At 32.1% G+C, this 26,825-nt stretch carries 31 protein-coding genes; 9 read left to right on the forward strand and 22 right to left on the reverse strand.

The window, feature by feature from the left end; translation table 11 throughout:
• Positions 1–41: 41 nt before the first annotated feature.
• On the reverse strand, positions 42–989 hold the full coding sequence (locus CS873_RS07770; RefSeq protein ID WP_245823054.1) for an HELLH-NELLK family protein: 948 nt from the start codon (positions 987–989) through the stop codon (positions 42–44).
• 32 nt (positions 990–1,021) lie between these two features.
• Here CS873_RS07770 and CS873_RS07775 point away from each other — a divergent pair, with 32 nt between their 5' ends.
• Positions 1,022–1,522: a YbhB/YbcL family Raf kinase inhibitor-like protein gene (locus CS873_RS07775; protein WP_099975262.1), complete on the forward strand. Its 501-nt coding sequence runs from the start codon at positions 1,022–1,024 to the stop codon at positions 1,520–1,522.
• On the opposite strand, the gene CS873_RS07780 is transcribed toward CS873_RS07775, so the two are convergent.
• The 7 genes from CS873_RS07780 to trpS form a co-directional block, all read right to left on the reverse strand.
• On the reverse strand, positions 1,519–2,433 hold the full coding sequence (locus tag CS873_RS07780) for a Ppx/GppA phosphatase family protein (RefSeq protein ID WP_099975263.1): 915 nt from the start codon (positions 2,431–2,433) through the stop codon (positions 1,519–1,521). The genes CS873_RS07775 and CS873_RS07780 overlap by 4 nt on opposite strands.
• A gap of 69 nt (positions 2,434–2,502) precedes the next feature.
• Positions 2,503–3,279: an ABC transporter permease gene (locus CS873_RS07785; RefSeq protein WP_099975264.1), complete on the reverse strand. Its 777-nt coding sequence runs from the start codon at positions 3,277–3,279 to the stop codon at positions 2,503–2,505.
• On the reverse strand, positions 3,272–3,916 hold the full coding sequence (locus CS873_RS07790; RefSeq protein WP_099975265.1) for an ABC transporter ATP-binding protein: 645 nt from the start codon (positions 3,914–3,916) through the stop codon (positions 3,272–3,274). Before CS873_RS07790 ends, CS873_RS07785 begins: the two co-directional genes overlap by 8 nt.
• Positions 3,917–3,993: 77 nt before the next feature.
• On the reverse strand, positions 3,994–4,722 hold the full coding sequence (locus tag CS873_RS07795; RefSeq protein ID WP_099975266.1) for a DUF4811 domain-containing protein: 729 nt from the start codon (positions 4,720–4,722) through the stop codon (positions 3,994–3,996).
• Positions 4,722–6,236: an MDR family MFS transporter gene (locus tag CS873_RS07800; RefSeq protein ID WP_099975267.1), complete on the reverse strand. Its 1,515-nt coding sequence runs from the start codon at positions 6,234–6,236 to the stop codon at positions 4,722–4,724. The genes CS873_RS07795 and CS873_RS07800 overlap by 1 nt, the downstream gene beginning before the upstream one ends.
• 28 nt (positions 6,237–6,264) lie before the next feature.
• Positions 6,265–6,708, reverse strand: coding sequence for a MarR family winged helix-turn-helix transcriptional regulator (locus CS873_RS07805; RefSeq protein WP_099975268.1), 444 nt, complete (start codon positions 6,706–6,708; stop codon positions 6,265–6,267).
• Between the two features lie 118 nt (positions 6,709–6,826).
• Positions 6,827–7,843: a tryptophan--tRNA ligase gene (gene trpS, locus CS873_RS07810; RefSeq protein ID WP_099975269.1), complete on the reverse strand. Its 1,017-nt coding sequence runs from the start codon at positions 7,841–7,843 to the stop codon at positions 6,827–6,829.
• 286 nt (positions 7,844–8,129) lie between these two features.
• Here trpS and helD point away from each other — a divergent pair, with 286 nt between their 5' ends.
• Positions 8,130–10,403, forward strand: a complete 2,274-nt coding sequence (gene helD, locus CS873_RS07815; RefSeq protein WP_099975270.1) for an RNA polymerase recycling motor HelD — start codon at positions 8,130–8,132, stop codon at positions 10,401–10,403.
• Positions 10,404–10,416: 13 nt separating this feature from the next.
• On the opposite strand, the gene CS873_RS07820 is transcribed toward helD, so the two are convergent.
• From CS873_RS07820 to CS873_RS07840, 5 genes are all read right to left on the reverse strand, one after another.
• Positions 10,417–11,388: a sensor histidine kinase gene (locus CS873_RS07820; RefSeq protein WP_099975271.1), complete on the reverse strand. Its 972-nt coding sequence runs from the start codon at positions 11,386–11,388 to the stop codon at positions 10,417–10,419.
• A complete protein-coding gene (locus tag CS873_RS07825; RefSeq protein ID WP_099975272.1) occupies positions 11,375–12,064 on the reverse strand; it encodes a response regulator transcription factor in 690 nt (229 codons plus the stop codon). Before CS873_RS07825 ends, CS873_RS07820 begins: the two co-directional genes overlap by 14 nt.
• A gap of 11 nt (positions 12,065–12,075) precedes the next feature.
• Positions 12,076–14,031 carry an ABC transporter permease gene (locus tag CS873_RS07830; RefSeq protein WP_099975273.1) on the reverse strand — a complete coding sequence of 652 codons (1,956 nt, stop codon included), beginning with the start codon at positions 14,029–14,031 and terminating at the stop codon, positions 12,076–12,078.
• A 12-nt stretch (positions 14,032–14,043) separates the two neighbouring features.
• Positions 14,044–14,790, reverse strand: a complete 747-nt coding sequence (locus tag CS873_RS07835) for an ABC transporter ATP-binding protein (protein ID WP_099975274.1) — start codon at positions 14,788–14,790, stop codon at positions 14,044–14,046.
• Between the two features lie 117 nt (positions 14,791–14,907).
• Positions 14,908–15,573: a CPBP family glutamic-type intramembrane protease gene (locus CS873_RS07840; protein WP_099975275.1), complete on the reverse strand. Its 666-nt coding sequence runs from the start codon at positions 15,571–15,573 to the stop codon at positions 14,908–14,910.
• A gap of 106 nt (positions 15,574–15,679) precedes the next feature.
• Between CS873_RS07840 and CS873_RS07845 the strand changes: the two genes are divergently transcribed.
• On the forward strand, positions 15,680–16,759 hold the full coding sequence (locus CS873_RS07845) for an acyltransferase (RefSeq protein WP_099975276.1): 1,080 nt from the start codon (positions 15,680–15,682) through the stop codon (positions 16,757–16,759).
• A gap of 21 nt (positions 16,760–16,780) precedes the next feature.
• On the opposite strand, the gene CS873_RS07850 is transcribed toward CS873_RS07845, so the two are convergent.
• The 4 genes from CS873_RS07850 to CS873_RS08165 all read right to left on the reverse strand — a co-directional run bounded on the left by CS873_RS07850 (position 16,781) and on the right by CS873_RS08165 (position 19,225).
• Positions 16,781–17,734: an ABC transporter substrate-binding protein gene (locus tag CS873_RS07850; protein WP_169922470.1), complete on the reverse strand. Its 954-nt coding sequence runs from the start codon at positions 17,732–17,734 to the stop codon at positions 16,781–16,783.
• 116 nt (positions 17,735–17,850) lie between these two features.
• Positions 17,851–18,414 carry a hypothetical protein gene (locus tag CS873_RS07855; RefSeq protein WP_099975278.1) on the reverse strand — a complete coding sequence of 188 codons (564 nt, stop codon included), beginning with the start codon at positions 18,412–18,414 and terminating at the stop codon, positions 17,851–17,853.
• 345 nt (positions 18,415–18,759) lie between these two features.
• Complete coding sequence (locus CS873_RS07865) at positions 18,760–18,960, reverse strand: hypothetical protein (protein WP_099975280.1); 201 nt, start codon at positions 18,958–18,960, stop codon at positions 18,760–18,762.
• A gap of 115 nt (positions 18,961–19,075) precedes the next feature.
• Positions 19,076–19,225: a hypothetical protein gene (locus tag CS873_RS08165; protein WP_169922471.1), complete on the reverse strand. Its 150-nt coding sequence runs from the start codon at positions 19,223–19,225 to the stop codon at positions 19,076–19,078.
• 272 nt (positions 19,226–19,497) lie between these two features.
• Between CS873_RS08165 and CS873_RS07870 the strand changes: the two genes are divergently transcribed.
• The 3 genes from CS873_RS07870 to CS873_RS08260 all read left to right on the forward strand — a co-directional run bounded on the left by CS873_RS07870 (position 19,498) and on the right by CS873_RS08260 (position 21,826).
• A complete protein-coding gene (locus CS873_RS07870; protein ID WP_099975281.1) occupies positions 19,498–20,073 on the forward strand; it encodes an Ltp family lipoprotein in 576 nt (191 codons plus the stop codon).
• 21 nt (positions 20,074–20,094) lie between these two features.
• The gene (locus CS873_RS07875; protein ID WP_099975282.1) at positions 20,095–20,934 is read left to right on the forward strand and encodes an alpha/beta fold hydrolase; all 840 of its coding nucleotides are present in this window, start codon (positions 20,095–20,097) and stop codon (positions 20,932–20,934) included.
• Positions 20,935–21,184: 250 nt separating this feature from the next.
• Entirely contained in the window at positions 21,185–21,826 is a 642-nt protein-coding gene (locus CS873_RS08260) for a sunset domain-containing protein (protein ID WP_245823055.1), read from the forward strand.
• A gap of 52 nt (positions 21,827–21,878) precedes the next feature.
• On the opposite strand, the gene CS873_RS07885 is transcribed toward CS873_RS08260, so the two are convergent.
• On the reverse strand, positions 21,879–22,379 hold the full coding sequence (locus tag CS873_RS07885; RefSeq protein WP_099975283.1) for a DoxX family membrane protein: 501 nt from the start codon (positions 22,377–22,379) through the stop codon (positions 21,879–21,881).
• Positions 22,380–22,525: 146 nt separating this feature from the next.
• Here CS873_RS07885 and CS873_RS07890 point away from each other — a divergent pair, with 146 nt between their 5' ends.
• Both CS873_RS07890 and CS873_RS07895 read left to right on the forward strand, forming a co-directional pair.
• A complete protein-coding gene (locus CS873_RS07890) occupies positions 22,526–23,476 on the forward strand; it encodes an Lreu_0056 family protein (RefSeq protein ID WP_099975284.1) in 951 nt (316 codons plus the stop codon).
• Positions 23,477–23,494: 18 nt separating this feature from the next.
• Positions 23,495–23,932, forward strand: coding sequence for a hypothetical protein (locus tag CS873_RS07895; RefSeq protein WP_099975285.1), 438 nt, complete (start codon positions 23,495–23,497; stop codon positions 23,930–23,932).
• A 42-nt stretch (positions 23,933–23,974) separates the two neighbouring features.
• On the opposite strand, the gene CS873_RS07900 is transcribed toward CS873_RS07895, so the two are convergent.
• The 3 genes from CS873_RS07900 to CS873_RS07910 all read right to left on the reverse strand — a co-directional run bounded on the left by CS873_RS07900 (position 23,975) and on the right by CS873_RS07910 (position 25,490).
• Positions 23,975–24,928: an alpha/beta hydrolase gene (locus tag CS873_RS07900; protein WP_099975286.1), complete on the reverse strand. Its 954-nt coding sequence runs from the start codon at positions 24,926–24,928 to the stop codon at positions 23,975–23,977.
• A gap of 105 nt (positions 24,929–25,033) precedes the next feature.
• A complete protein-coding gene (locus CS873_RS07905; protein ID WP_099975287.1) occupies positions 25,034–25,249 on the reverse strand; it encodes a hypothetical protein in 216 nt (71 codons plus the stop codon).
• Positions 25,236–25,490, reverse strand: coding sequence for a hypothetical protein (locus CS873_RS07910; RefSeq protein WP_099975288.1), 255 nt, complete (start codon positions 25,488–25,490; stop codon positions 25,236–25,238). Before CS873_RS07910 ends, CS873_RS07905 begins: the two co-directional genes overlap by 14 nt.
• A 733-nt stretch (positions 25,491–26,223) precedes the next feature.
• Between CS873_RS07910 and CS873_RS07915 the strand changes: the two genes are divergently transcribed.
• Complete coding sequence (locus CS873_RS07915; RefSeq protein WP_245823056.1) at positions 26,224–26,412, forward strand: hypothetical protein; 189 nt, start codon at positions 26,224–26,226, stop codon at positions 26,410–26,412.
• Here the strand turns inward: CS873_RS07915 and CS873_RS07920 are convergent, their stop codons facing one another.
• Positions 26,413–26,700, reverse strand: coding sequence for a hypothetical protein (locus tag CS873_RS07920; protein WP_138108148.1), 288 nt, complete (start codon positions 26,698–26,700; stop codon positions 26,413–26,415). It lies immediately after the preceding gene.
• Positions 26,701–26,825: the final 125 nt, after the last annotated feature.

A 26,825-nucleotide genomic window follows, 5' to 3' on the forward strand; every position in this document is an offset into this window, starting at 1 on the left:
TTGGGGTTTAAATCGTTATTTAGTATAGCATAATCACCGGTCTATCTTATAAGATAATCAATTCCGTTACCTTCAAAAACATCTTTAACTGTACGACTATAATAAACTTGATAGAATTCAGGTTTTACTAGTTTTGGATCAATATTTAGAGTAGCTACAGACTGTTCATCTTTTGTTCCTATCAAGACAAAACCATCTTTTCCAGTAGCTCTATTTTTAAATACGGAATGCTTTATTTGATAATTTTGGTTCAAATTTAACCTTAACTGACGTTCTGAAACAATCGGAGTAATATTCAAAAAATCATGGTAATTCATACCTTCATAGCCAGCATTAGTAATGTAATTATCATACATATCTAATGTATTAATTAATGTTCTACGAAACTCGGTAGGCTTAGATAAATCACTAGATTCTATTTCCTTCAGCATTTCAGTAACAACACCATAGACCACTGGCATATCTTGTTTCCACTGCTCGTCATGGCTATGTTGAGAAAAAATCATGCCATCTAACATAATCAAAATTTGATAAAAGTGTAAATTATTCTCATCTAAGTCAACATTAGGATGTAGTGCTTTCTCAATCCCCTGTAGATATAGATCTTTTATTTCGTCAGTTAATGTACCATCTTCCAATTGATCTTGGATAACTTGGACATGTTCCAAACTTTCAAAAATCGAGTTTGCTGTTGATAATATACGTCCGTCCAGTCCTTGATTACCGCTTGTTACAGCATTACTAACTGAAGGTTCATCAGATATTTCAAACATTATATGATGTAGCTCATGTGAAAGAACGAACTCAAAGTATTTTTCATTTTTAACAGTTATGTTAATTTCAGAATCTGTAGTTTGATGAATTGCTTGATCCAATGTGATAAATTCAAATTCTTGAAAATCATTTGATATATTTATTTTTTTATTAGATTGTTGTTCAATCGCTTCGATTTGATCTAAAATATTCTTAGATAAGTTTTTGTTATTCATCTTTATACCTCAATTTTAAAGGAGTCTTTATTATGAAAGTAAACATCCCATTGGAAAATGGTTACTTACCTGATTTATATGGAAAATACAGTTCAAAAATGAAAAACGAGAAACCCGTAGTAAGTTTCCCGATTGAATTTCTCGATATTCCTGAAAACACTCAAAGTGTCGATTTAGTTTTCTCTGATCCTGATTCAATTCCAGTCTGTGGATTCGAATGGATTCATTGGACCGTTGCTAATTTAGATCCTAATATTTCTTTGTTAAAAGAAAATGCTAGCCAAGAAGATTCATCTCTTATCCAAGGAAAGAACAGTTCTGCTTCTCCGTTAATTTCTAACGGTGATGAACCATTCACAGAAGGATACAACGGTCCTATGCCACCTGATAAGGATCACAACTATGTACTAAAAGTTTATGCTTTAGATGAAAAGCTTGATATAAAACAAGGTTTTTGGCTAAACGAACTTATAGACAAATCTCGTGGTCACATCATAGATTCTACTGAATTAGTTTTATTGAGTAGAGCCTAATTCTTATTATTCTTTTGAAAATAATTAAAAACATATCCTTCGCGAACACCGAAATTAGAAAATCTGATTTCTTTCGCGGGGGATTTTTTTAGTATTTCAGAAATAATCAACATACCACCCAAGATCACCTCATAACGTCCATCGCTCAATTCGCGAATATGGCTACGTTCATCCTCAGAGATATGCAGAAATCTATTAAATAAGTCATTTATTTGTTGCTCAGTAATTATAGAGTTATGCAGGCTCTTTTTCTTCTTACCTTCTCTATTTAAAATACTTGCAACAGCACGCATAGTACCACCTAAACCAATAAAATTATTTGAATTTACCATCCAAGAAAATTCACTGATTCTATCTGCTATGTCTTTTTTCGCCTTATCTAGATCCTTATTAGATATTGGATCATGGCTCAAATACATATCTGAGATCGAAATTGCACCAATCGGGATACTTACTGCATGCTTTAATTGGTTTTTTACAGACAAACTAATCTCGGTACTTCCACCACCAACATCGACAATCAAAGCATCACTATTGCGCATGGTACTTCGTACAGCAACGTAATCGTAATATGCTTCTTCTTTTTCATCAATAATTGATAGTTGAAGACCTGTTTCTTTTTGAACAGCATAAACAAGCTGTTCTTGATTTTTTGCAAGTCTCACAGCTGCAGTGGCTATCAGGCTTGTCTTATCTACATCAAAATTTCTAATTCTATACTGAAATTGTTTCAGAACATCTACAGTCTCTGCAATTTGATCATTCGTTAATAATCTACTCTGTGCAATTGATTTCCCCAATCGAACAGGTTCACGCCATCGATCCAAAGTCTTGAATCGATTTTTTTTAGAAGACTTGTATACTGATGTTCTGATAGAGTTAGATCCAATTTCGATTACCGCTAACTTCATAATAATCACATCCTATTAAATACATTATATAAAAAAAATGGTCTACTGAGTAGACCATTTAGTAAATAATCAAGACAGTAGATCCATTTTTAGTTGTTTTTTCTTATTAAAGAACTCTTTGTAAGCTAGATAGCATGACACTATTGATCCAATACTAGTAGCGGACAATAACATGAAAGTTACCATAATCTGATATTTAATAGCTTTTTCTGGATCAACTCCAGCAAATATCAAACCTGACATCATTCCTGGTAAACTTACCAATCCCAAAGTTTTGATTGAATCAATTGTTGGTTGCATACCACTCTTGATACTTTCTCTTAAAATATCCAGTGATGCTAATTTAACATCTGCACCTAGAGCAAGTTTTTCCAAAACATGTTGTTGGCGATCTGTAAATGTTTGCTTCATATTTCTAAAACTCAAACCAATTGCCACCATTGTGTTACTTGCAATCATTCCTGTTACAGTAACTACTTGTTGGGGAATACATTGAATAGATCCTGTCCAAATTAATGTACCTAAGGTTACCGACGTACTTACAAAAATTGCTAACAATGAATACTCAAATGCGTGAGGGATACCATTTCCTCTTTTTCCAGCATTATATGACGCATTCAAAATGATAATCACAAAAAACGCTAAGGTTAGCCAAAGGTTATTTACCTTTATGATGTATTTTAAAACATAACCAACAACGGATAGTTGAATTATTGCGCGCACAACGCCAATAATAATATCTTTATCAATTCCCAATTTTTCTTTGTATCCAATTACCAAAGCAACTATGACCAGGACAAATCCTAGCGCTAATGTCGAATTAGATACTGATAGTGTGTCATTCATTTTCTATCTTCCCTCCCACAATATTTATAATTTTCTTAGCTTCATCAATTTCAGATTCATCATGAGTAATTTGCAAAACAGTGACTTTATAATCCTTATTAAATTGATTGATTAAGTTATGAACTATTTGCTTATTATCTGTATCAAGTCCTGCGGTTACTTCATCCAAGATAATGACTTCCGGAGTAAATAAAAGATTTCTTAATAGTGCAACACGCTGACGTTCCCCACCAGAAACTTCAGTTACATTTTTTTCTAAATATGACTCATCTAAATTAACTAATTTGAGATAATCAATTATTTTTTCAGTGTCCACTTTTTCATTTCTCAATTCAAACGGAAACTCTAAGTTGTCTCTGACAGTTTTGCCAAATAAATTAGGTTGTTGAAAAGCATACGATACCTTCTTACGATATTCCGTAGGATCGTAATCGTCCATATTTTTTCCTTCAAAAATAATTTCCCCTGATGTAGGAGAAATCATATCTGAAATTAATTTCATTAGAGTACTTTTACCACTTCCAGAAGGACCTATAAATGTCAGATACTCACCTTTAGATATTTTTAAACTTACATTATCGATGATAGTGTTGCTATCTACCCGATAAACCAAGTTATTTATTTCAATGATATTCAAAATATTTCCCTCCAATTTATAATTATTTTACACTACAAAAAAATAAACCCCTAGCCATTTAGACTAAGAGTTTATTTTTATTTACTTCTAATTGTTTTTAGTGCTTGTTTTAAAGCAGCGGCTTGATATTGTGCTTGAGCATCTGAGATAACCTGCTTTTGTTGATCAGGTGTCATAGATGGATTAGATTGCATAGCCTTTGCTAATGCGGCTTTAACATATGCCTCACCTTGTTCTTTGCTTTGAGCTTGAACTTCTTTACTTCCCATCATCTTTTGAAGCTGTTTTGCTTCATCTGTGGACATAGTTGCCCAAGATTTATCGATATAGAAAGTATTTGTTTGTTTAACATATTCATTGTCGTTATTGGCAATTCCGAATAGTAATTTGTAGAAATCATTTTTATAAACCCAGTGTGTTGTCTTTTTAGTCAACTTAGGATTTTCATAAGTACCATATTTAACTTTGTTAGTTACGTTAACGTCTACTTTAGTATGAGATGTGTCTTTAGAATGTTTGTCCTTACTTGTTTTATAGACGTAAACATTTTCTTTACCACTAGTACCAACTTGTTTGTAAATCAAAACATTCATACCTGATTGAACTGGATGAATATCTTCAGTAGTACTTGTAGTTTTTTGTTCCATACCAAAATGGCTATATTCATTAGCAACCAGCAATGAAAGTGATCCAATTAGAACAAGAATAAATAAACTAGCAACTGAATAACCAACTTTTTTATTCTTTACATAAACTGCAAAATAATATGATATTAAAACACTGGCAAGTATTATAACCAAAACCATTACATATCACCTGCCATTTCTTCTTTATTTAAATCTTTTACATTTACATCTTGAGTAGAAACATTTTTTAAATCTTTATTTCTCTTAATCATAAATGAAATTAGTAATCCGATAACACAGAACAGAATTGCCACAGCAAATGCTGCGTGATAACCACTTAGAGTAGCATCGAAGAATTTATCCTTATATTGTAATGGATTTGCTTTAAGAATTGAATTTGCTGGAGATTGATTACTTGTTACGTTTGTTAGAACACTGACCAAGATAGCAGTTCCCATTGAACTAAATACTTGTCGAACAGTATTATTAACAGCAGTACCATGAGACATCAATTCTACTGGTAAAGCGTTCATACCTTCTGTAGTTGTAGGCATCATTACCATTGAAATACCAAACATACGAATCATATATAGGAAGATAATATCCACAACAGGTGTGTTCTTAGTTAAGAATAAGAAAGGTATTGTACCAACAGTTAAGAAGAACATACCCATTCTTGCAAGATCTTTAGCACCGTACTTATCAAATGCACGTCCTGTAATTGGACTCATGATACCAATCATCAAAGCACCTGGTAATAGAGTAAGTCCTGAATGGAAAGCAGACATTCCTCTAACAATTTGTAAGTAAAGTGGAAGAATCATTTCTACCCCAACCATCGCCATATTGGTAACTGATGATAGAGCAGCAGAGATAGCAAATCTTCTTTCCTTGAAAACACGTAATTCCAAGAATGGATTATCCATTCTCAATTGGCGAATTCCAAATATAACAATCAGAATTACACCAACAACAATTCCTGTGATAACGACTGATGAACCCCAACCTTTATCACCAACAGATGAGAATCCATATAGCAATGATCCAAATCCTGCAGAAGATAGAATTAGTGAAAGAATATCTAATTTTGATTTGCGTAAAGTAATAACTGGACGCATTAGGAAAATAGCACCAATTAATACCAAAACAACGATAGGAATAATCATACCGAACAATACACGCCATTGATAAGTATCAATGATCCAACCTGAAAGTGTAGGTCCAATAGCTGGAGCCAATCCAATAACTAGACCACCCAATCCCATGGCAGAACCACGTTGATTTGCTGGGAATATTGAAAGCATTGTAATTTGCATAAGTGGCATTGTAATACCAACACCGACCGCTTGAATCAATCTACCTGCTAAGATTGTTCCAAAGTTTGGAGCCACAAAACATGCAATTGTACCAATTAAGAAAATTGTCATTGCTGTAATGTATAGTTTTTTCGAACTAATATTTGAACTTAACCAGCCAGTAACCGGAATCATAACCCCGTTGACCATTAGGAATCCTGTAGTCAACCATTGTACTGATGATGTTGTTACATCAAACTCTTTCATCAGTGTAGGAAATGCAGTTGTTAACAAAGTACTATTTAAAACTGTACAGAATGTACCGATAAGTAAAATTAGAACCATCAAGGTTCTATTGTATGACTTACCATTTATATCAACGTTTTCGTTGCTAGCCATTGTGTTGCCTTCTTTCTATATTTGTAAATTACTTATCATCGGAGAATTTATTAAAATCAAAATTGTTATAAACTTTAGCAAGAATTTTTTCCAATTGATCAGATTCTTCTTCAGTAATATTTTTGTAAATCATCTCATTAATTTCACTCAGTGAAGAATTAATTTCGTTTACAAAATCTTCTCCCGAAACAGTTATACTAACAATTTTTTTTCTTCGATTATTTGGATCTACTGCTCTAGAAACATATTTAAGATGTTCTAGTTTCTTCATAGATCTAGCGACCGACGCTCGATCAAGCATAGTTGTTTCCACAAGTTGGTCTTGACCATAGCCAGGATGCTTACTTAAAATCTGCATGATACCTGCATCTACAGCATTAAGATCAGTATCCTTCAAAAAATTATTAACAACTCGTTTTTTTAATAACATAAATCTCATGGTAAAACCAAATAAAGTATAATCGTCTCTCATAATTCTCCTTCATAAGTTGATATGTAATTTGGCATAAAAAATATGCTATACCCAACTGTTGAAAAAATCAATAGTTAAATACAGCATATTTTTTAAGAAAACGTTTTATATTTTGAAATTATTTAAAATAGTTAATTCCGATAGCATCTCGAACTTCTTGTAAAGTTTGATTTGCAACGTTATTAGCTCTTTGACTACCTTGTTTTAGTATTTCGTATACAGCTGGGATATCTTTTGCATATTCTTCACGTCTTTCACGAATTGGTGTCAAAACTTCTTGAAGAACTTCATTTAGATATCTCTTAACCTTAACATCTCCCAAACCACCGGCTTGATATTGAGCCTTTAACTCAGCAATTTTTTCAGTATCAGTACCGAAAGCATCAAGATATGTAAATACCGTGTTACCTTCTATTTGACCAGGATCTTCCACACGAATATGGTTTGGGTCTGTGTACATTGACATAACTTTCTTGGTAACTTCTTCTTCAGAGTCTGATAGATAAATACAGTTACCAAGTGATTTACTCATCTTGGCATTGCCATCAATTCCTGGTAATCTTCCTTGTCCTTTAGGAGGGAATACTCCTTCTGGTTCAACCAGAGCGTCAGTTTCATAAATACGATTAAATGATCGAACGATTTCACGAGTTTGTTCCAACATAGGTTCCTGATCATCGCCAACTGGTACAGTGTCAGCCTTGAAAGCAGTAATATCAGCTGCTTGAGAAACTGGATATGTTAAGAATCCTGCAGGAATACTTTGACCAAATTCTTTTTGCTTAATTTCACTCTTAACAGTAGGATTTCTTTCAAGTCTTGCAAGTGAAACAAGATCCAAATAATACATAGTCAATTCATTCAACGCACTAATTTGTGATTGCACAAGAATAGTAGATTTTGCTGGATCAATTCCCACAGCTAGATAATCTAGTGCAACTTCAATCAATGAATTACGGATTTTTTCAGGATTGCGGGCATTATCTGTCAATGCTTGCATATCAGCAATCATAATATAAACATCATAGTTTCCTTCGTTTTGAAGTTTAACTCTGTTTTTTAGTGATCCTAGATAATGTCCAATATGTAACTTTCCAGTTGGTCTGTCACCTGTCAAAATTGTTTTTTTAGCCATATTTTCCTCCTAATTATTAAAACAAAAAACGCCCTATTGAAATATTCAATAGGACGCTTGCACGTGGTACCACCTTAATTGTAAATGCGTTGCATTTACCACTCAATAGTTATAAGGTTACTACCCATACCCATTTCCTAAAACAAGGTTGGTAACTTTCTCAGCCAAGAAGCTACTCTCTCAATTCAACTACTTGAATTAGTACTTAAAAATGCTATGCTTTAATATACTTAATTTCTTTAAATATTAATGTACCAGACATATTTTGTCAACGGAAGGAGCAATCATGGTAGAGTTTGAAACAAAAAAAGAGGAACAAAAACGAGTCCTTGAGATTGCTCAAATAATTGATGAGCAAATTGTCAGTACTGAAGAAAACATTGAAGCTGCTCATCAAGAAACCAGTAAGATCGAAAGAAATTACGGCGAAAATACTAGTGTTAATACACTAGAAATTGATGATCAGATGGAAACTAACGCCAGTGTCCAACAACAAAAACAACTAGTTTACATGGCAGTTGAAAATGAAAATATCCTTCAATCTAATCTAACAAAACTAAATAATTTGGTAGGTTCTCCCTACTTTGGAAGAATCGATATCATCGAAGATGGTGAAAAAGATACACTTTATATTGGGACATCTACATTGCAAGATGAAAATGGTGATTTCTTAATTTACGATTGGCGCGCCCCTGTTTCTGGTATCTACTACAACGGTACTCTGGGACACGTAAAATATCCCACACCTAATGGACAGGCTGACGTTGAATTAACTAAAAAGAGACAATTTCAAATAGTTAAAAATGAGCTCCGCAATATGTTTGATACAAACGAAACCGTTGGAGACGAAATACTTCAGTCTGTTCTTGACGAATACAGTGATGAATATTTAAAAAATATCGTAGCAACAATTCAGCAAGAACAGAATACAATTATTCGCGATACTTCATCTGACATATTGCTAGTGCAAGGAGTTGCCGGTAGTGGTAAGACTTCGGCTATTCTACAACGAGTAGCCTATCTCTTGTACCATAGTCGTGAGACAATGCAGGCTGACAACATTATTTTATTTTCTCCTAATAAACTTTTTAGTAACTATATTTCTGAAGTATTACCTAGTTTGGGTGAAAGAAATATGCGACAAGTTACACTAGGAGAATTCATCTCGCTACGTCTGCAAGGTGTCCATGTTGAGACACTATTTGAACGTTATGAAAAAGACGAGCAAAACTTACCACAATCAACGATAGACATGCGATTACTAAAAGAAAGTTCAGACTTTTTGGCTACTTTAGATGATATAGAAACACAGAATAAAGATCATACTTTAGCTTTTGATAATGTGATTTTTGAAGGCAAACCATTTTTTACTGCCGAAGAGATATCAGCTATCTATGACAAGCAGAATAAAGCCTATAGTGTCGCCGATAGATTTTTAAAAACCAAGAATACTCTCATCAAGATGTTACAAAGAAAAATACATCTTGATCGTGATCTTGATTGGGTACAACAAGAAATCGACAATCTTTCCGATGAAGATTTCCAACAGATTATTACTGATAATAAAATTCAAGAATCCAACAATCAAAGATCCATTATTGCAGAAATATTTTTGAAAGATCGTTACGCACCAATCTACAACGCCATTATTAATAATTATTTCTTCAATCCTTATCGTGAATATATTTATCTACTAAACAATTATCAACAAGATATCATTGATGACTCAATTTGGGAAACAATGATAGAGTCCATCGATGAAAACATTGAGTCACACCAAATAACACTTAGTGATTCGATCGCAATTCTTTATTTACGAGACTCAATTACAAGTGGTGGTATCAATCAAGGAATTCAACATATATTCATTGATGAGGTACAAGACTACACTTCTGCACAACTAAAATACATTCAACACTCATTCCCTAACGCTAAACTCACATTACTTGGTGATAAAGCACAGGATGTTTTGACTAGTACTTATAAGCATAGTGATATCGTGGAATCTGTTAATCATCTATTTGAGAATAAAAAAATAACTACAATCACCCTGAACCAAAGCTATCGTTCAACTAAAGAAATCACTGATTTTGCAAAAGATATTTTGACTGATGGCACTGAAATTCGTTCTTTCTCTAGAAGTGGCGAATTACCTGAAACATTAGAACTAGACAAGAATAACTACTACTCAGAATTAAAATCTAGTGCTCGTGAGCTAGTAAAAAAATATGGAACAGTCGCTATAATCACAAAGAATCAAGCACAAGCAGAACAAGTCTTTGTCCATTTTAGTGATGAAACAGCAGTTTCGTTGATTGATTCAGATATTAGAACCCTAAAAAAGGGTATCTTGATCCTGCCTGTTTACCTTGCTAAAGGGTTGGAGTTTGATGCTGTTCTTGTTCACGATACATCACAAGATAACTATCCTGATGATCGATCTCGTGATGTTTTGTATACAATTTGTAGCCGTGCCATGCACTACTTAAAAGTTTTGTCTAACGGTCAAATGACTAAACTAATCAATAATAAAGAAAATAAAAAAAGTGTCTCACAATAAAGTGAGGCACTTTTTATTTATACTCAATAACAAACTTGGAACCAGAATCTTTTTTAGAATCTACTTTTATTTCTAGGGATAGCATCTCTGCAATCTGATTAGCTAAATATAATCCTAATCCTGATGAATTCATATTCTGACGTCCATTTTTGCCGGTAAATCCATTTTCAAAAATACGTTTGATATCTCCAGAATCTATTCCGATACCACTGTCTTCGATAACAATAAATCTTTCTTTAGACTCAGAATAAATTTTTATGGTTCCATCTTTGGGAGTATATTTGTTGGCGTTGATTATTATTTGCTCCATCAAAATTTCTAACCATTTTTTATCAGTAACAATGGTGGGCAAATCATGATTGTATATCAAATGTTGATTCTTATTAACGAAATCCCAAGCATTACGCTTCAAAATTTCATCGATCAATTCATTTAAATCAACTCGATCAATCAATAAATCATTGTTACCTTCTGATAGAGAAATATATCCTAAAATTGCTGTTAGATTTTGTTGAATTTGTAGCACTTTATTTTTAGCTACTAAAATATCTTTATAAGTAGGATTGTCATCAAGAATTAACTGCAACCCCGTGATGGGTATTTTAATATTATGGGTCCACATTGATAAAGAGTCTTGAAACTCTTGACGTTGACTATTAATTTTATCAATTCTGGCTTGTTCTGAATTTACAGTCTTATTGAGTATATTCTGATATTCTTTTTCTACCTCTGAAGTTGCTATTGGGAGAATAACATCTTTTCGATAGTCATTTATTTTTGATAACTTCTGAATCTTAATTATAGTGAGAATATAATTTGTGACAATTGCAACAACAAAAATTTCTGTTATAACGCTCATTATATCTCTGCGTTGTTCTCTAGAAATTCCGTACAAGTATAGTGATAAATCAGTTAGCGATATGAAAATTACATACCAAAACAATTGATTCTTGATAATGTTGAAAGTTTTTTTAATTGTTTTCATAGGAATCCGTTAGACGGTATCCTTTCCCACGAACCGTTTCAATGTAATTTGAAAGTTGAATAGTGTCTAATTTTTTACGCAATCTAGTCATTGTCACTTGTAACGTATTCTCATCAATAAAGTTTGAGTTGTTCCATAAAGCACTGATGATATCTTGTTTTGTGACCAAATTATTCTGATTTTCAAACAGTTGCTTCAAGATAACTTGTTCATTCCCACTAATATCAAGAGATTGATCATCGTAGATGATTTGAGAATCGATTAAATTTAATTGATAATTTTTAAAAGACAAAACACTATGAGTTTTATCAAAATTATATGTTCGGCGTAACCATGATTGAATTTTAGCGACCAATACGTCCATGCTAAAAGGTTTGACTATAAAGTCATCTGCTCCAGCTTCTATAGCTTTGATTGTATTCATTTTTTCTTCGGCACTTGATAGAAAAACGATTGGAATTTTTGTAAATTCACGAATCTTTCGCGTCCAAAAATAACCGTCCTCTACTGGGAGAAAAATATCCATGACAATCAAATCAGGTTTATAATCTTCAATTTCAGTAATTATATTATTGAAATCTTTGATATAAGTCGCTGAAATACCAGACTTTTCCAGATTTTGCTTAACCTTTTGAGCAATCGTAATATCATCTTCAACAATGGTTACCCTATTCAATTAATCTTACCTTACCCTTCTCTACGGTCGTTGAGTTTATTATTCTTAATTAAGGAGAAGTAAACTCTACCCGTTAAGAAACTCAGTACAGCATATACAACCGCGAATACTAATAGTGTAATAAGAGTAACTTCAATAAACAAGTGCGGATTTGCTGGAGTTATATATTGCAACAATCGATTCAACAACGTAAAGGCAAACAATAAATTAACAGCCGAGAAGATCAGAGGTGCTGCCGAAGTCCAGTTGACCTGACGTTGAACAATCTTTTTGACTTGACTTACTCCCATACCAATCTCGTTCATAACAATGTAATCATCACGATCACTCAGACCTTCTGCCAATTGACGGTAATACATAACCAAGGCAGTTATTAGCATGAATACTATTGCTAGTAAGCCACCCAAGAATAGAAATCCACCCATTACGATGTTAAGTGCCACATACTCATTATGTGCAAAAATAACAAAACCATTGCCTGCTGCATGGCTAGCTGAATCATCCATAAAATTTTGGAACTGTTTTTTAGAACCTGTATCTTTAATATTGAAGCCATCGTATACAAATGTATCTTTATCTTTGAAATATTTATTTTCTTCTTTACTGTTCATAACTAAATAGATATTTGTCTTACCTGGTTGAGAGTTAGCTAAGAAATTGTTATCTTTTATCTGTTTTTCTACAGTCCATTCATTATTTTTTAATTTAAATTTTTTATCCAAAACTTCATCATTATTTCTTGTATAATAATAAACTTTATTGCTAGATAATTTTAAATTGGTTCCATTATCTTTGTTGTAATTATCAATATTAATTATATTAAATTGGTAAAGATCAGATGCCGCAGGATTAGAAATTTCTTTAAAGTTACTTTCATCCTTTTTAGCAGATATAGATGCATCTATACTCAAACGAGCATGGTCTTTTAATTTGATATCATGTTTTTTTGCACTAGATTCTACATAACCCGAAAGATTCTCTTTTTTGCTTTCTCGGTCAGAATGTACCATGACCTCTCTAGGATAAGCTTCCTCCAAAATTTGATTTCTACCCGCAAACAAACATGCGGTTACAGAAACAGTAACTAAGGTAGCTGTACATAATAAACATATTGTTGCTAATGAAACTGAACTACGACGCAATCTATGCGTTAATCCTGATATCATGACAAAGTTTTTTATTTTGTAGTAACTCTTTCTTCCTTTGAGGAATTTTAGAACTACAATGCTACCAAATGAAAATGTCATGAATATTCCAAAAATTACTAATCCCACTGCTAACAAGAATACTGTCAACATTTTTTGTGGATCTTTAGTCATAAGCGCAAGAATATATCCTGCAAATAAAATAATAAAACTGATAATCCCACGAATCCATGGGATTCTCTTGATATTTTCTGTTTTACTTGTACTGTTAAAGAATTCTTGTAAGTTTAATCGATATATCTTAATAGAGTTTCTCAAAATAATAAATAAATAGATGATTGCAAAAATTGCAATTATTTCTAGAATAGCTTTAAAACTCAATCTATAATTCATCTTCATATCTATGCTCATCATTTTGAATAAAAGCATACTAGATAATTTAGAAAAACCTATTCCAAGGAAGATACCTACGACCTGAGTAGCTATGTAAGTTAAGATTTCTTCAATTGTGATAACACCAGTAATTTGTCGTTTGTTCATCCCCAACATGGAATAGAGTGAAAGTTCTCTATTTCTACTTTGAGATAAATAATTATCTGCATAAAACATAAATACTACTGTGATAGCTAAAATAATTCCAAAACTATATTTCAAAAATATAGTAACTACATCTGCGGATACGATATTTTTGAAACTATCACTTTCTATCATATTCAATAAAATAAAGTTAAAAGCTGTAAGTAAACTCCCTGCTATGAAAAAGGGAATTATCATATTTTTGTTAGCTTTAATATTGTTACGTGCTATTTTACTTAAAAACATAATTTCATCCCCCTATTCGTTTAGCAAAGTCGATGCTTCAACTATTTTTGTATAAAATTCTTCGTTGCTCATATCACCACGATAAATCTGATTGAAAATTGTTCCGTCTTTTATGAACAATACTCGGTTTGAATGACTTGCAGCTATAGCACTGTGTGTCACCATCAAGATTGTCTGACCACTGTTATTAAAATCTTGCAAAATATCTAATAATTTTTCAGAAGTACTGGAATCTAACGCACCAGTAGGTTCATCAGCTAAAATTAATTCAGGGCTATTTATCAATGCTCTAGCAGCTGCCACACGTTGTTGTTGACCACCAGATAATTGATATGGATATTTTTCTAACAAATCTTCTAGTCCTAGTTTTCTAGATAGATCGTTTAATTTTGCTGTGTAATCTTCCACATTTTTCTTAGCCAATACGATTGGCAATAAAATATTGTCTCTACAAGTGAATATATTTAGTAAATTGAATTTTTGGAAAATAAATCCCAAATTATCTCTACGAAAATCTGCACTTTGGCTGTCATTCATCTGATCAACAGATTGATCACCCAATTGAATACTTCCCTTTGTAGGTTTGTCCAGGGTTGCTAGTAAGTTCAACAATGTTGTTTTACCTGAACCTGATTCCCCCATAATTGAAATATATTCACCTTCTTCAACGGTGAAATTAATATTTTTTAAAACATAAGAACTTTGATTTTCAACTTTTCCGTAAGTCTTACTTACAGATTTGATTTCTAATTTTGACATTTTTTGTCTCCCCTTCTTTTCTTATTCGATAAATTCAGTATATAATCTGATTAATAAAATAAACACTTACACTTGTGTAAGAAAAAAAAGCTATTGGATAAAATATCCAATAGCTTTTTAAATAATTATCGTTCCAATTGTTGAGCTTACCATTGCTACAAGCAATGCCATCTTGAAATCTTTTGTGTATAGATATGTCAGTGCATAACACCAACCCAGTGCCATCATCATGAAGAATTGTAATTGTGATCCTGGCAAACTAATCAAACCAGCTACAACCCCACTTATTATTAATCCTGCAATAGCAGCAAATGCATTGTTGCTACGGAAGAAATAATTAAAAAAGAAACCTGTCTGTGTTAGTTGTTGAATTACAGTAACAATAAAAATATTAACTATAAGTGAGAATATAAATACTTTTTGATCAGGACTAGCTGTGTCATCGTTTACAAACATTGGTAGTTTACCTGTCACTTGTAAAAATGATATAGAGATACGCATCGCACATACTAGGATGATCATCAATATTATGAATCCAAAGTTATTAGATAGTGATTCTACAAATTTTGGAGGATTATCAGCAAATTCTCTATTTTCATGGTTGTATCTCTTAATCATCAAGTATAGGAACGCTGCACCTATCAGTATAGTAAATATAGCCATCGGAATATTTAGTCCCTTGGCAGTAGCTGAAAAGTTCTTCAATCCCAAAATTGCTACAGAAAACAATAACCAAACTATATAAGAAACTATATTTGATCGAAATGATCCTTCTTCACGCATATCAATTCATCCTTCAAATTTTTTATCTTATCAATTATATCATAAGGAAACTCTTCATTTTCACAATGATTTCATCTATTATAAATAATAGTTACTGGAGGAGAATATGGAAGAAAAACAATCACGAATTTTTTATCTAGATTTTATTAGGGTTATTGCTATCTTACTTGTTGTATTTATCCACGTTTCAGCAATAGATACCGTTCAAAATATTGGAAGCCACACTTGGGCTACTATTAAGTTGCTAAACTATTTTGCACACATAAGTGTCCCACTTTTCTTCATGATATCTGGTGCCCTACTATTGAACAGTAAACGCACACTGTCACTTAGTTATACTTGGAAAAAAAGAATTCCACATATTTTAATACCATTTCTTGTATGGTCATTGGCCTCACCTATCATCGGAGGAATCCATGCTAAAGATCTAAACTGGAGTATAGTCTGGGATTCATTTCGATTAGTTTTTGGTCATCCCACACAAATTACCTATTGGTTTATGTATCCATTAATTGGAATTTATATTTTATCCCCAATTATCAAAGCACTAGTTGACAATACTGACAAAAAAATGCTGAACTATATTCTAATATTTTGGTTTATTACAAACTCTGTCTTACCAACAATGTTTGTCCTACTTCCTAAACAATATCGTCATTTAATTGAGGTATACCCTGCTGCTAATTTCTTCTTAATCGGAGGATATGTCGGTTACTTTATTTTAGGATATTACCTAACAAAAATTGATCTTAATCGATTTAATAACTGGATTTTATTTATAGTAGGAATATTGTTTGTTCTAATCGGTTGTTACACAGAGTATAAAAATCCAAAACTACTAGATATATACAATGCCAGTTATGTAACTGAAATGTTTATCCCACTAATGTCAGTTCCATTTTTCATGTTACTGCAAAAATGGGGAAATAGAATTGATTCTGATGGCATTAAAAATGTCTTCGCAAGACTTTCACCATTAGTATTTGGTGTATATCTTATTCACAACCTGATTATTTTATATATTGAACCATTTATGCTGGCCTCAGTTACAGGTTTGATAGGAACATTTAGTAGATATATTGTTGTATTAGCTATTTCAATTATTAGTATTTGGGTATTGAGTTACATCCCTATCATCAATTACTTATTCACAGGAGTTACCCGATATACAAAAAAAACCAAGTAGATCTTATCTACTTGGTTTTTTTTATTTTGTTATATTGGCTAATTTAGCAAATTCTTTTTTGAATTCAGCAGGTTTTGTATTAACTTTTGCTGATTTAGCATATTTCATAACACGGTCATAGTCAGATTTTTTAACTTTCTTTGCCTTGCTTAGATCTATATCTAAATCATTCATCTTAACAGCAGCTTCTCTAGTAGCACCTTGTTCTACTAATACTTGATCAGCTGTAGTGAATCCACCTTTGTTAAAAGCCTTGATACCATCATTGTAAACGTTGATGAACATATTAACATTTGAGATATCGGTTGATAATGACTCTTTTGACATTATAATTACATTGTCATTTGATTTATTGATATTTTGTTTCTTAAGAACCTTTGCACCATTTTTTTCAGCATTTGTGATGAACGGATCACCAACTACAATTGCATCGACTTTTTTAGACTTCAATTGAGACACACGATCAGATGGATCAGCTATTTCTTTGATCTTAACATCAGAAAGTTTCAAATTGTTATCTTCTAAAATAGTTTTCAAATAATATTTAGAAGCATCATTCTTTTCAACGGCAATTGTCTTGCCCTTCAAAGAATCTACTTTTTTGTACTTCTTGTTTGCAACTAGTCCTTGGTATCCACTAGATTGTCCAACAATCTTATATGAGCTAGTTGATTTTGTAATAGCTGCATAATTTACTAGATCAGTAAATGCACCTGTTATTTCACCAGCTTTAAGAGCATCATTCAATTCCTTAGTTGAATTGTATGTTTTCACATCGATTGAAGCATTATTATTTTTGTCCAGATTGTATTGTTTTGCAACAAGCAATGGGACAGCATATGTACCCTTAACAGCACCTATAGTAATAGTATTTACTTCATCGTCAGCCTTAACTGTAGATGTAGCACCAGCAAATGCTGAAATTACAATAATCGCTGTAAACAAGAGTGCAGTGAACTTTTTGAATCTTGACATCATAAGCCTCCTAATTGTATTTACAGGGTTTATCCTAACATTTTGAAAAATAAAAAGAAATAAAAATCCTTTACTAAAAATCATGAGTAAAGGATCTTTTTATAAAATATTTTATGCTAAAGAATGGCAGTTACTTGCGCGTCATCCATGCAAATCCATTTGTTTGGTGCAATTCTTTGATAGTTATGGTAATCCAGCAATCCAGCACTTGAAACAGAATAATGCATATCTACTTTCCATGAAGAATAAGCAGGAACTACTTCTGAAGTTTTTTCACCGTAATCATTATATACAGGGGCATCTAAATATTTTACAGTTACAACTTTAGCATTAACATTATCATAATTATCAATTTGTGGAGTTAAATGATAATTCTTACTTTGAAAAATGTAGGTTTCATCAGTTGATTTTACCCATTCATTAGTAGCTACTCTTAAGTATCCTTCATTTGCGGATCCATCATAAGCATATTGGTCACTATACCAACTATAGTATGCTCCTAGCCGTCCGTTGGTTTCTGTAAAACTGCCATCATCATTTTTTGAATACAATTTTGTCTGACTTTTTACACAAACAATTCCTTCTTGAGCCTCAATATAATTAGCAGCTCTCACAGTATTTATTCCGACAAATGGAACAAATGAAAGTAAAACTAAAATAGAAATAAATATTTTCTTCATAACATTCTCCCTAATAAAATATAGTTACAAATTTCACAATATCAACATTTAGTAAAAAATGCAATATAAAAAGCCTCACTTAATTTGTGTGAGGACTTTCTATTTATTAGATAGATATTCGTATAAATCCATACCTACAAACACTGTGCCTAGTATAGTTATTATATTAAACACTAGCGAGTACCACTCCCCCGGAAATGGATTAACAATAAATAGTTTTATCATACTTTCTATGATTATCCAGATAATTGCTAATAGAAACCATTGTTTAAAACTTTTGCTAATCATTTATAAACCTACCTAGAAAAAAACTTCAGAATGCTTCTTACAATAATTGTTATGAATTCAAAAAAAATCAGGATCAAATCCGAATGGACCTTCAATCTTATCCTTGGTCTTATAATATGAGTCCCACATCTCTAACAATTTATCAGCATTCTTAAATAGATACAAAATAAAAAATAGACCAATAAAAACTAGTAATGCTATTGTATAAATCCACTGACTCTGTGCATCTACATATACTATTCCCAAATTTTCTATCATATTATTCACCTTGTGCTCATTATAATTCATAAATTACAACAAAAAAACCACTACCTATAATCAACAAAGTAGTGGTTCTTCTTATAATAACAACTCATCGAAATTAAATTACGTATTACTTTACACTTGCGAACATGTTTCCCCAAATTAATTCATGATGTTCAATTACTTTTTTAGCTTCAAGGAGATCATTTCCAAATGTTGTATGGCACCCAGACTGAATAGACATGTTGTAACCTAAGTAATGTCCTGTTCTGATAGCCATATCAACACAGTACTCAATCTGCAAACTTCAACATCAGCGATTTCATAATATTTTAGAAATGAATCTAAACCTGTTTCAAATCATATGAAGAAATTAAAATAATATGCATATCTGGGATAAGTGGCGCCTTTTATTTTCCGATATAATCTCCCTTTTTATAAATTATAAGATTTTAGAAATTGGATTACTTATTGGAAAGATATACGATTTACTACTGAGTTATAATAAAATAAAATATGATGTTAATTAATTGTAACTATAGGGGAAATTATATGGAATCAAGAGTATCACGTCTCAATGCAAGAAAGTCTAAGCAAAAATTCTATAAAAAATGGTGGTTTTGGCTAATTATAGTTGTATTTCTAATTACTGGTGTTGGTTCATCAAATAGTAAAAGTGAGAAATATTCAAAAGCAGATCATATAAAATCCGAAAAGAAATCTTCTGATAAATCTAGTGAAGAACCTGAATCTGTTTCTGACGATACAAGTGATGACAATAATGAAGCAGAAAGTGAACCAGAAACAAAGGAAAATGAAATTCCAAAAGAATATCAATCTGCTCTAAACAGTGCGGAGACATATTCCGAAATGATGCACATGTCTAAACAAGGATTGTATGATCAACTAACTTCTGAATATGGCGATAAATTTTCTGCTGAAGCTGCACAATATGCTGTGGATAATTTGTCTGTTGACTATAATCAAAATGCTCTTGAGTCTGCCAGAACTTATCAAGATGACATGTCAATGTCTCCAGAAGCTATTAGAGATCAACTCACGTCTGAATATGGTGATAAATTCACACAATCTGAAGCGGACTACGCTGTTCAACATTTAAATGCTTAAAAAAATTTAGGAGAAATAAAAATGAAATACAATTCAGTTAAGGTAAATGGATTAAATATTTTTTATCGTGAAAGCGGTAATGTGAATAAACCTAATTTTTTGTTATTACATGGATTTCCTACTTCGAGCCATATGTTCAGAAATTTAATGCCAATGCTAGAGAATGATTTTCATGTAATAGCACCTGATTATATAGGTTTCGGTCAATCAGAGGCTCCTCTACACGATGATTTTAATTATACATTCGAAAATTTAACAAACTATATAGACGAATTTTTTAATGTTATGAATATTAATAATTTTTATATGTACATTTTTGATTATGGGGCTCCGATTGGACTAGAGTTAGCCGTGAGACACCCTGATAAAGTTATGGGTATTGTTAGCCAAAATGGAAATATCTATAATGAAGGTTTAGGACCTAAATGGGCAGATAGAAAAAAATATTGGGAGAATCCTACTACCGAATTAAGAGAAGCATACAAGTCTGCTTTTGATCCCGAAACAATAATTAATCAATATACTACAGGAGAACTTCCAGGTAGTATTTCTCCAGATGGATACAGCTTAGATATTTTCTACTCTAAATCACGTGACTATCCAGAAAGACAATCAGATTTAATTTTTGATTATCAAAATAACGTAAAAAATTATCCAAAATTCCAAAAATATATAAAAAATTACAAACCTGAAATACTTGTAACATGGGGTAAAAATGATCCAAGTTTCATTACCCCCGGTGCATTAGCATTTGAAAAAGATAACCCCAATACTGAAACTCATTTACTAGATGGCGGTCACTTTGTTCTGGAATCACATTGGAAAGAGATAGGAACTCTTATTCTAAATAAGTGGTCATAATTCATTTATAATAAGTAATCTGAACCCCCTTGTATAAATATACAGGGGGGTTTTGTTATAAAAATAATTAAACATATTTTGGATAAATTTCACATAATGTTTAAATGTAATCTTTTAAAAAGTTAATCCAACAAATCTCGTAATTTTATTAATACCCATAATTGTTGAATTGAACAGCGTTTGATTACAGAATGGGACATTATTCTATCTAAAATTTAATAAGCTAATTTACATATTTGGAGGTTAATTGATGAAAAAGAATAACGATGAGATCTGGTTTTTACTTTTAGTATTTGGTGCACTCGTGGCATTGTTAATATTTTTTTGGTACATATTCTTAATTGCAGGACTTGTATGGGCAGGAGTATGGTTACACCAAAATAAATTCAAAAATGACAAACAGAAGAAAAAAACTACATGGATTTCTATAGGGGTACTATCTTTGATAATCTTATCAATTGGTATTGGTCCTCATATTAAACAAGAATCTAAAGTTAGTGAGCCAAACACTACTGTACATAAAGAAAAAGCAAAAGATTCAAAGAGTAATACTCAGAAAGATAACGAAGTTAAGAAGAAAAAATCAGAAAGCAAAAAAGAAGAAAAAACAGATACTGCTCAAGATAATAGTACCGATACACAAACTAGCGAAGATAATTCTAGTGACAATAACGAATATACTCAAACGGCATCACCAGCGCCTACCGATACATCTGAGCAACAAAGTCAAAGTAGTTCTTACACTACTCAAGGATCTATTATTGGTAATGCCAACAGTCGTATATATCATGTACCAGGACAGGCAGGGTATCACATAAATCCAAGCAATGCCCTATATTTCCAAACTGAACAAGAAGCACAAGCCAGTGGTTACAGACGCGCCCTGCGTTAAATAAAGAAGTTTTATAACTAAAAATCCCCTACTCATTTGAGTAAGGGATTTTTTATTGAACACTACGTTTCAAAAATGGAATTTTTTCTCTTAGATAAGGTATAACCCATCTGTCTAATCCAATTTTTCCGGCATTAAATCCTGCTGCCAAAATAATGAACTCGATTAAAATAAATGTTGGATTGACCGAAACTGAACCTGAAAGTAGATATGTGAAGTTCATAAGCATACCGAAAAATGCGGCAGCTGTTGTTAAACAACCAAAGATTAATCCTAATCCTACTAATAGTTCTCCCCATGAAACCATGAAGCCCATAGCATTGGCATGTGGCATGAAGAAGTTTTTAATCATATCATTAAACCAAGGATACACCGTATCACCTGTTGGTCCTACTACAGGATGACTCAATGTTCCCATGAACATCCCTTTAGGATTGAAATTTCCAGAAGCCATTTTGCTGTAGCCAGACATGGTCCACATAACTCCTAAATAAATTCTTAATACTGCTAAAATACCTGATGCAACTCGATTAGTGCGTAAAAATTTTATCATTTAAAAATCCTCCAAATGATATTAAAACATTTGTACATTTTTTTATGCAAATTATCTTTCTCGGAAAATATAAATTAGTTTGTTTTGATTATATTATTAATCTATATTACAATTAAAAAGGAAATTATACTTAAAGGAGGATAAAAATGAAAAACAAACGATTTTATTTAGTACTAGTTTCATTTCTAGCTATAGTTTTAATTACGGGGTGTGGTAACAACAGTCAAAAAAGTTCTAAAGCTGAACCGTCTAAGACTGAGACCACAAAGAAAGTAACTAAACCAAAAAAAGTAACTACACCATGGGACAACCAAAAGGATCAAAAATTAGAAAGCTTTATCAACGGTTGGGCACCAAAAATGAATCAATCTTACACCAGATACGATGGAAAAAATCCTTTAAAAACATCTGTTGGAGATCAATATCCAGATGATTTTAATAGAATATCGATTAATGGTAATAAATACTCTATAGGTTGGAGTCCTAAAGGTAACGGTAATTACGAATATAATGTAGTTGCCATTTATAATCATGACGGTACAGAGCCGCCAGCACCAAATAGAATCACCTACTTATTTACTTTCCATAATGGAAAACCGGTTGTATTAGTCAGTGAATCACGCGACGGAGATCCTAGATTTTTTGAAACACAAAATAATGAAATAAAAAATAGTTTCGCACAAATTGCCGATGGAAAAAATTCTGATCAATCAGCAAATACAACACAATCCAATTCAACTACAGATAATTCTGGAATAGAAACCAGAGATCTAAAGGAAATTGGTGTTATGGTACGTCAATTACTTATGCCAGGTGATGATCTTGCTAAGGAGACACTTTTAGGAATTTCCTATTATAATGGAAAATACTTTATAGGTACTGGAACATCTGTCTCAACTGTTGGTTATGTAGTAAATGGCGATACGGTTTTATGCTATAAAAAAGATGCAAGTACTGGTAAACCAACTTTTCAACAAGAATACGTTGAAAGTTCAATCAGTCTAAAGGAATTAGAATCTAGATTCTACTCAACTCCAGCTCAGAAACAATTAGTTCAATCAGTAGCAAATCGCATGCCAGATATAGAATCAGAATAATATTTAAGGGATTTTTTTATGAAAATAAATGGGAATTTTACTATCAGCAAAAAAGTTTTAATATCGACAGTATCAGTAATTACAGTTCTTATTATTATCGGAGCATTTTTCGTTAACTCTGCAAAATTCAGAGATATGTCTACTTCAGATAATGCCAAGGCTAGTGAATTTGTGGGCTGGTCAAATAGCGCTAACATACCTTTTTCGGCAACATCATCGTTATCTGGTGATAGATTCATTATTACTCCTCAAAACAAAGATATAGTAGATAATGTTTTCGACCTATTCAAAGATCCTGAAGCTAATTCACAGGAAAATGAACAAGCAAAGAATGCAGTTATTTGGTTATCAAAAAAAGTTACTGACGAATGGGGCGACAAGTACTATGTTGTCATGACTCCTTATGAAGACCAAGGTCAGGTACTGTACCAAGCCAGAGATGGTAAATTATTTTAGCTTAAAAACCTCCACTCAAATTGAGTAGAGGTTTTTTTAATATTATTTATTATTTCTCTTATTAATCCATTTAGTAGAAACGTCCATTGCTGCACGTGTTGCTTTAGTTTGATCAAGAGAGTTAATCATAACAAAATCGTGAATCATACCTTGGAAGCGTATTTGCGTTACTTCTACACCTGCTTCTCTCAGATTTCGAGCGTATTGTTCACCTTCATCACGTAAAACATCTGCTTCTCCGTTTAGTATCATTGCTGCAGGAAGATTCGTTAATTGTTCTTTAGTTGCTCTAAGTGGAGAAGCTGTTATCTCAGCACGTTCTTTCTCATCAGTCGTATATTGATCCCAGAACCATTGCATTCCTTCACGAGTTAAGTAATAGTGTTCTGAAAATTCTTTATACGATTCTGTATCAAAATTAGCATCTGTAACAGGATAGTACAATAGTTGTTGTTTAATTTCAGGACCCTTACGTTCTTTTGCCATAAGTGTCATAACTGTTGCCATATTTCCCCCGACACTATCACCAGATACGGTAAGCTTTTCAGCATCAATATTTAATTCCTTAGCATTATCAACAGTCCAATTAAGTACTGCATAATTTTGTTCAATTGCTGTTGGATATTTGGCTTCCGGAGACAATGAGTATTCTGGGAAAATGACTACTGAGTTTGTTCTTACTGCCAATTCTCTGGCTAATTTGTCATGAGTATGAGTATCTCCGAATACCCAACCAGCACCATGAATATAGAATATTACTGGTAATTTTTCATAGTTTGATTCAGGTCTAATAATTCTTACATTAATTTCTCCCCAATCACCAGTATCAACAGGGATGTCTTTGATATCGACATTTACTTTATGGACAGGACTATTTTGTAAGTCGTCCAATGCTTTTCTACCCTCTTCTACTGGTAGCTCATAGATACGTGGATGCGGATCTGTCGCCTCACATACATCTAAAGCTTCTTTTTCTAGAGAAATTCTTTCAACCATAGTTAACGCTTCCTTTTCTATATTTTTAAGACACTTGAATATTTTTATTCTTTTTTATTAGAATTACAATTATTTGGCTCACAGCATTAAAAAAACCTCTACCAACTAAGGTTGAGGTTTCTTATTTTGTAATAATTTAAGTATGTAATGAGCTAAATAGTAAATTGCCCACGCTAATATTCCCATAATTACGATCCAAATTATAAATGAATATACATGATTAATATGTAACATGTTTTTAAATGAAGTGTAGAAATAAGTTGTCATAACTCCAACTATTATTGCTGATATAACGTTTATAATCTGTTCAGTTTTCATCATCAATACCCTCAATATCATCTTTCCTTCTCAAAGAGAAATAAACTCCCAACACGATTTGAGACATCATTGTTAAAAACCATACCAATAATAGCGTAGTGTCAATGACAGCATAGGCACTATTATTATTAAACTTAAATACAATCATACAGATAACTGCCAAAGTAATAGTTGTCCACTCTACAATATTCAATGAAATGCTATTTATTTTGTTTACTATTTCTCTATCCGACTTCTCTTTCAAAATATCACCCCCAAAAAACTAATTGATGTTTGAAATGAAAATTAAATTATGTATTGTATAGCGATTTTTCACTTAGAAAATTTCCTATAATTCCTTGAGTCTTATAAGATATAAGACCAATCACAATAATCAGTACCTTTAGCATAATCTTCTCTTCTTCTTTGAATAAAACTTTTGTATATCTTAAAAGGATGTTTCATTTTTTGGCCCCTGTCTAAATATAAAATAAAAGAGCCTCAATCCTTAATTCCAGGATTGAGGCTCTTAGCAAAATATGAAAGCCATCTATCGGACTTGACACCCTCTTTGCGCAAACCTTTGAACGTGGTTTGTGGGACATTTGTGGGACATTTTTTTATTTTTTTATCAGAAAGTGTTGACTTTTAATAGTATATATACTATTATATAAATATAGACAGGAGGTGAAAAGATTGAACAAAATAAAAAAACCACATGAGATTAAAGTAAACGTCAAAATCAACTTAATCATTGTGGTTTTAGAAATTACCATAAATTGGTAAGCATGCCAAGGAGGGAAGCCTCCCTCTTTGGTGTATCTAAAATATACTATAATTGTTCAATAAATACCATCATGAAAAATACAATTTTTAAATCTAAACATTTGACCATATCCACAAAAAAAGTAAAACCAAAGTTACCTGCTATAATTATATGGTTTATATTTATTTCATTGGTAATTTGGTACATTCTTAAATAGAAAGAAGGAACTATTTTGCAAAAGAATCAACTAAGTAACGATAAACGATGGGCAGAAAAAAATAGAGAACATAGGAACTATTTAACTAAAAGGTCATCAGCGAGAGGATTCATAAAGAATAGTGCAACCATTGAAGACCTTGAAGAACTAAAAGAATTAATATCTATACGCGAAGATGAATTAAAAAAAGACCCTAATGAATAATTATGGGGTCTTTTTATTTAGAATAACTTTTTTAGGTTCTTCACCAACAACGTTTCTAACCAAATAACTATTGATATGTAATTCCTCTGCGCTCTCCTTAATTAGTTTATGCATGGCTTCCCAATTCATTGGACTATGCTCAAATAAAATCAGTGATGTGTTTCCACTGCATTCTAAAAAAATAGTACTAACATCTTCCAATGTATTGTTTACCAATAGTAAGTGGTCAAACTTTAAATCATAATAATAACTAAGTGTATGTTTAATTCTCTCTGCAAGTTTATTCATAATAGAGAATATTATACGAACATATGTTCTGATTGTAAAGAGGAAATAAAAAAAGCCCCCACTCGATTTGAGTAAGGGCTTCTTTATATATAACTATATATTGGGATTAAAAATGCGATCGGGGG

The sequence above is a fragment of the Companilactobacillus metriopterae genome (assembly GCF_002762335.1).
Lineage (GTDB): Bacteria > Bacillota > Bacilli > Lactobacillales > Lactobacillaceae > Companilactobacillus > Companilactobacillus metriopterae.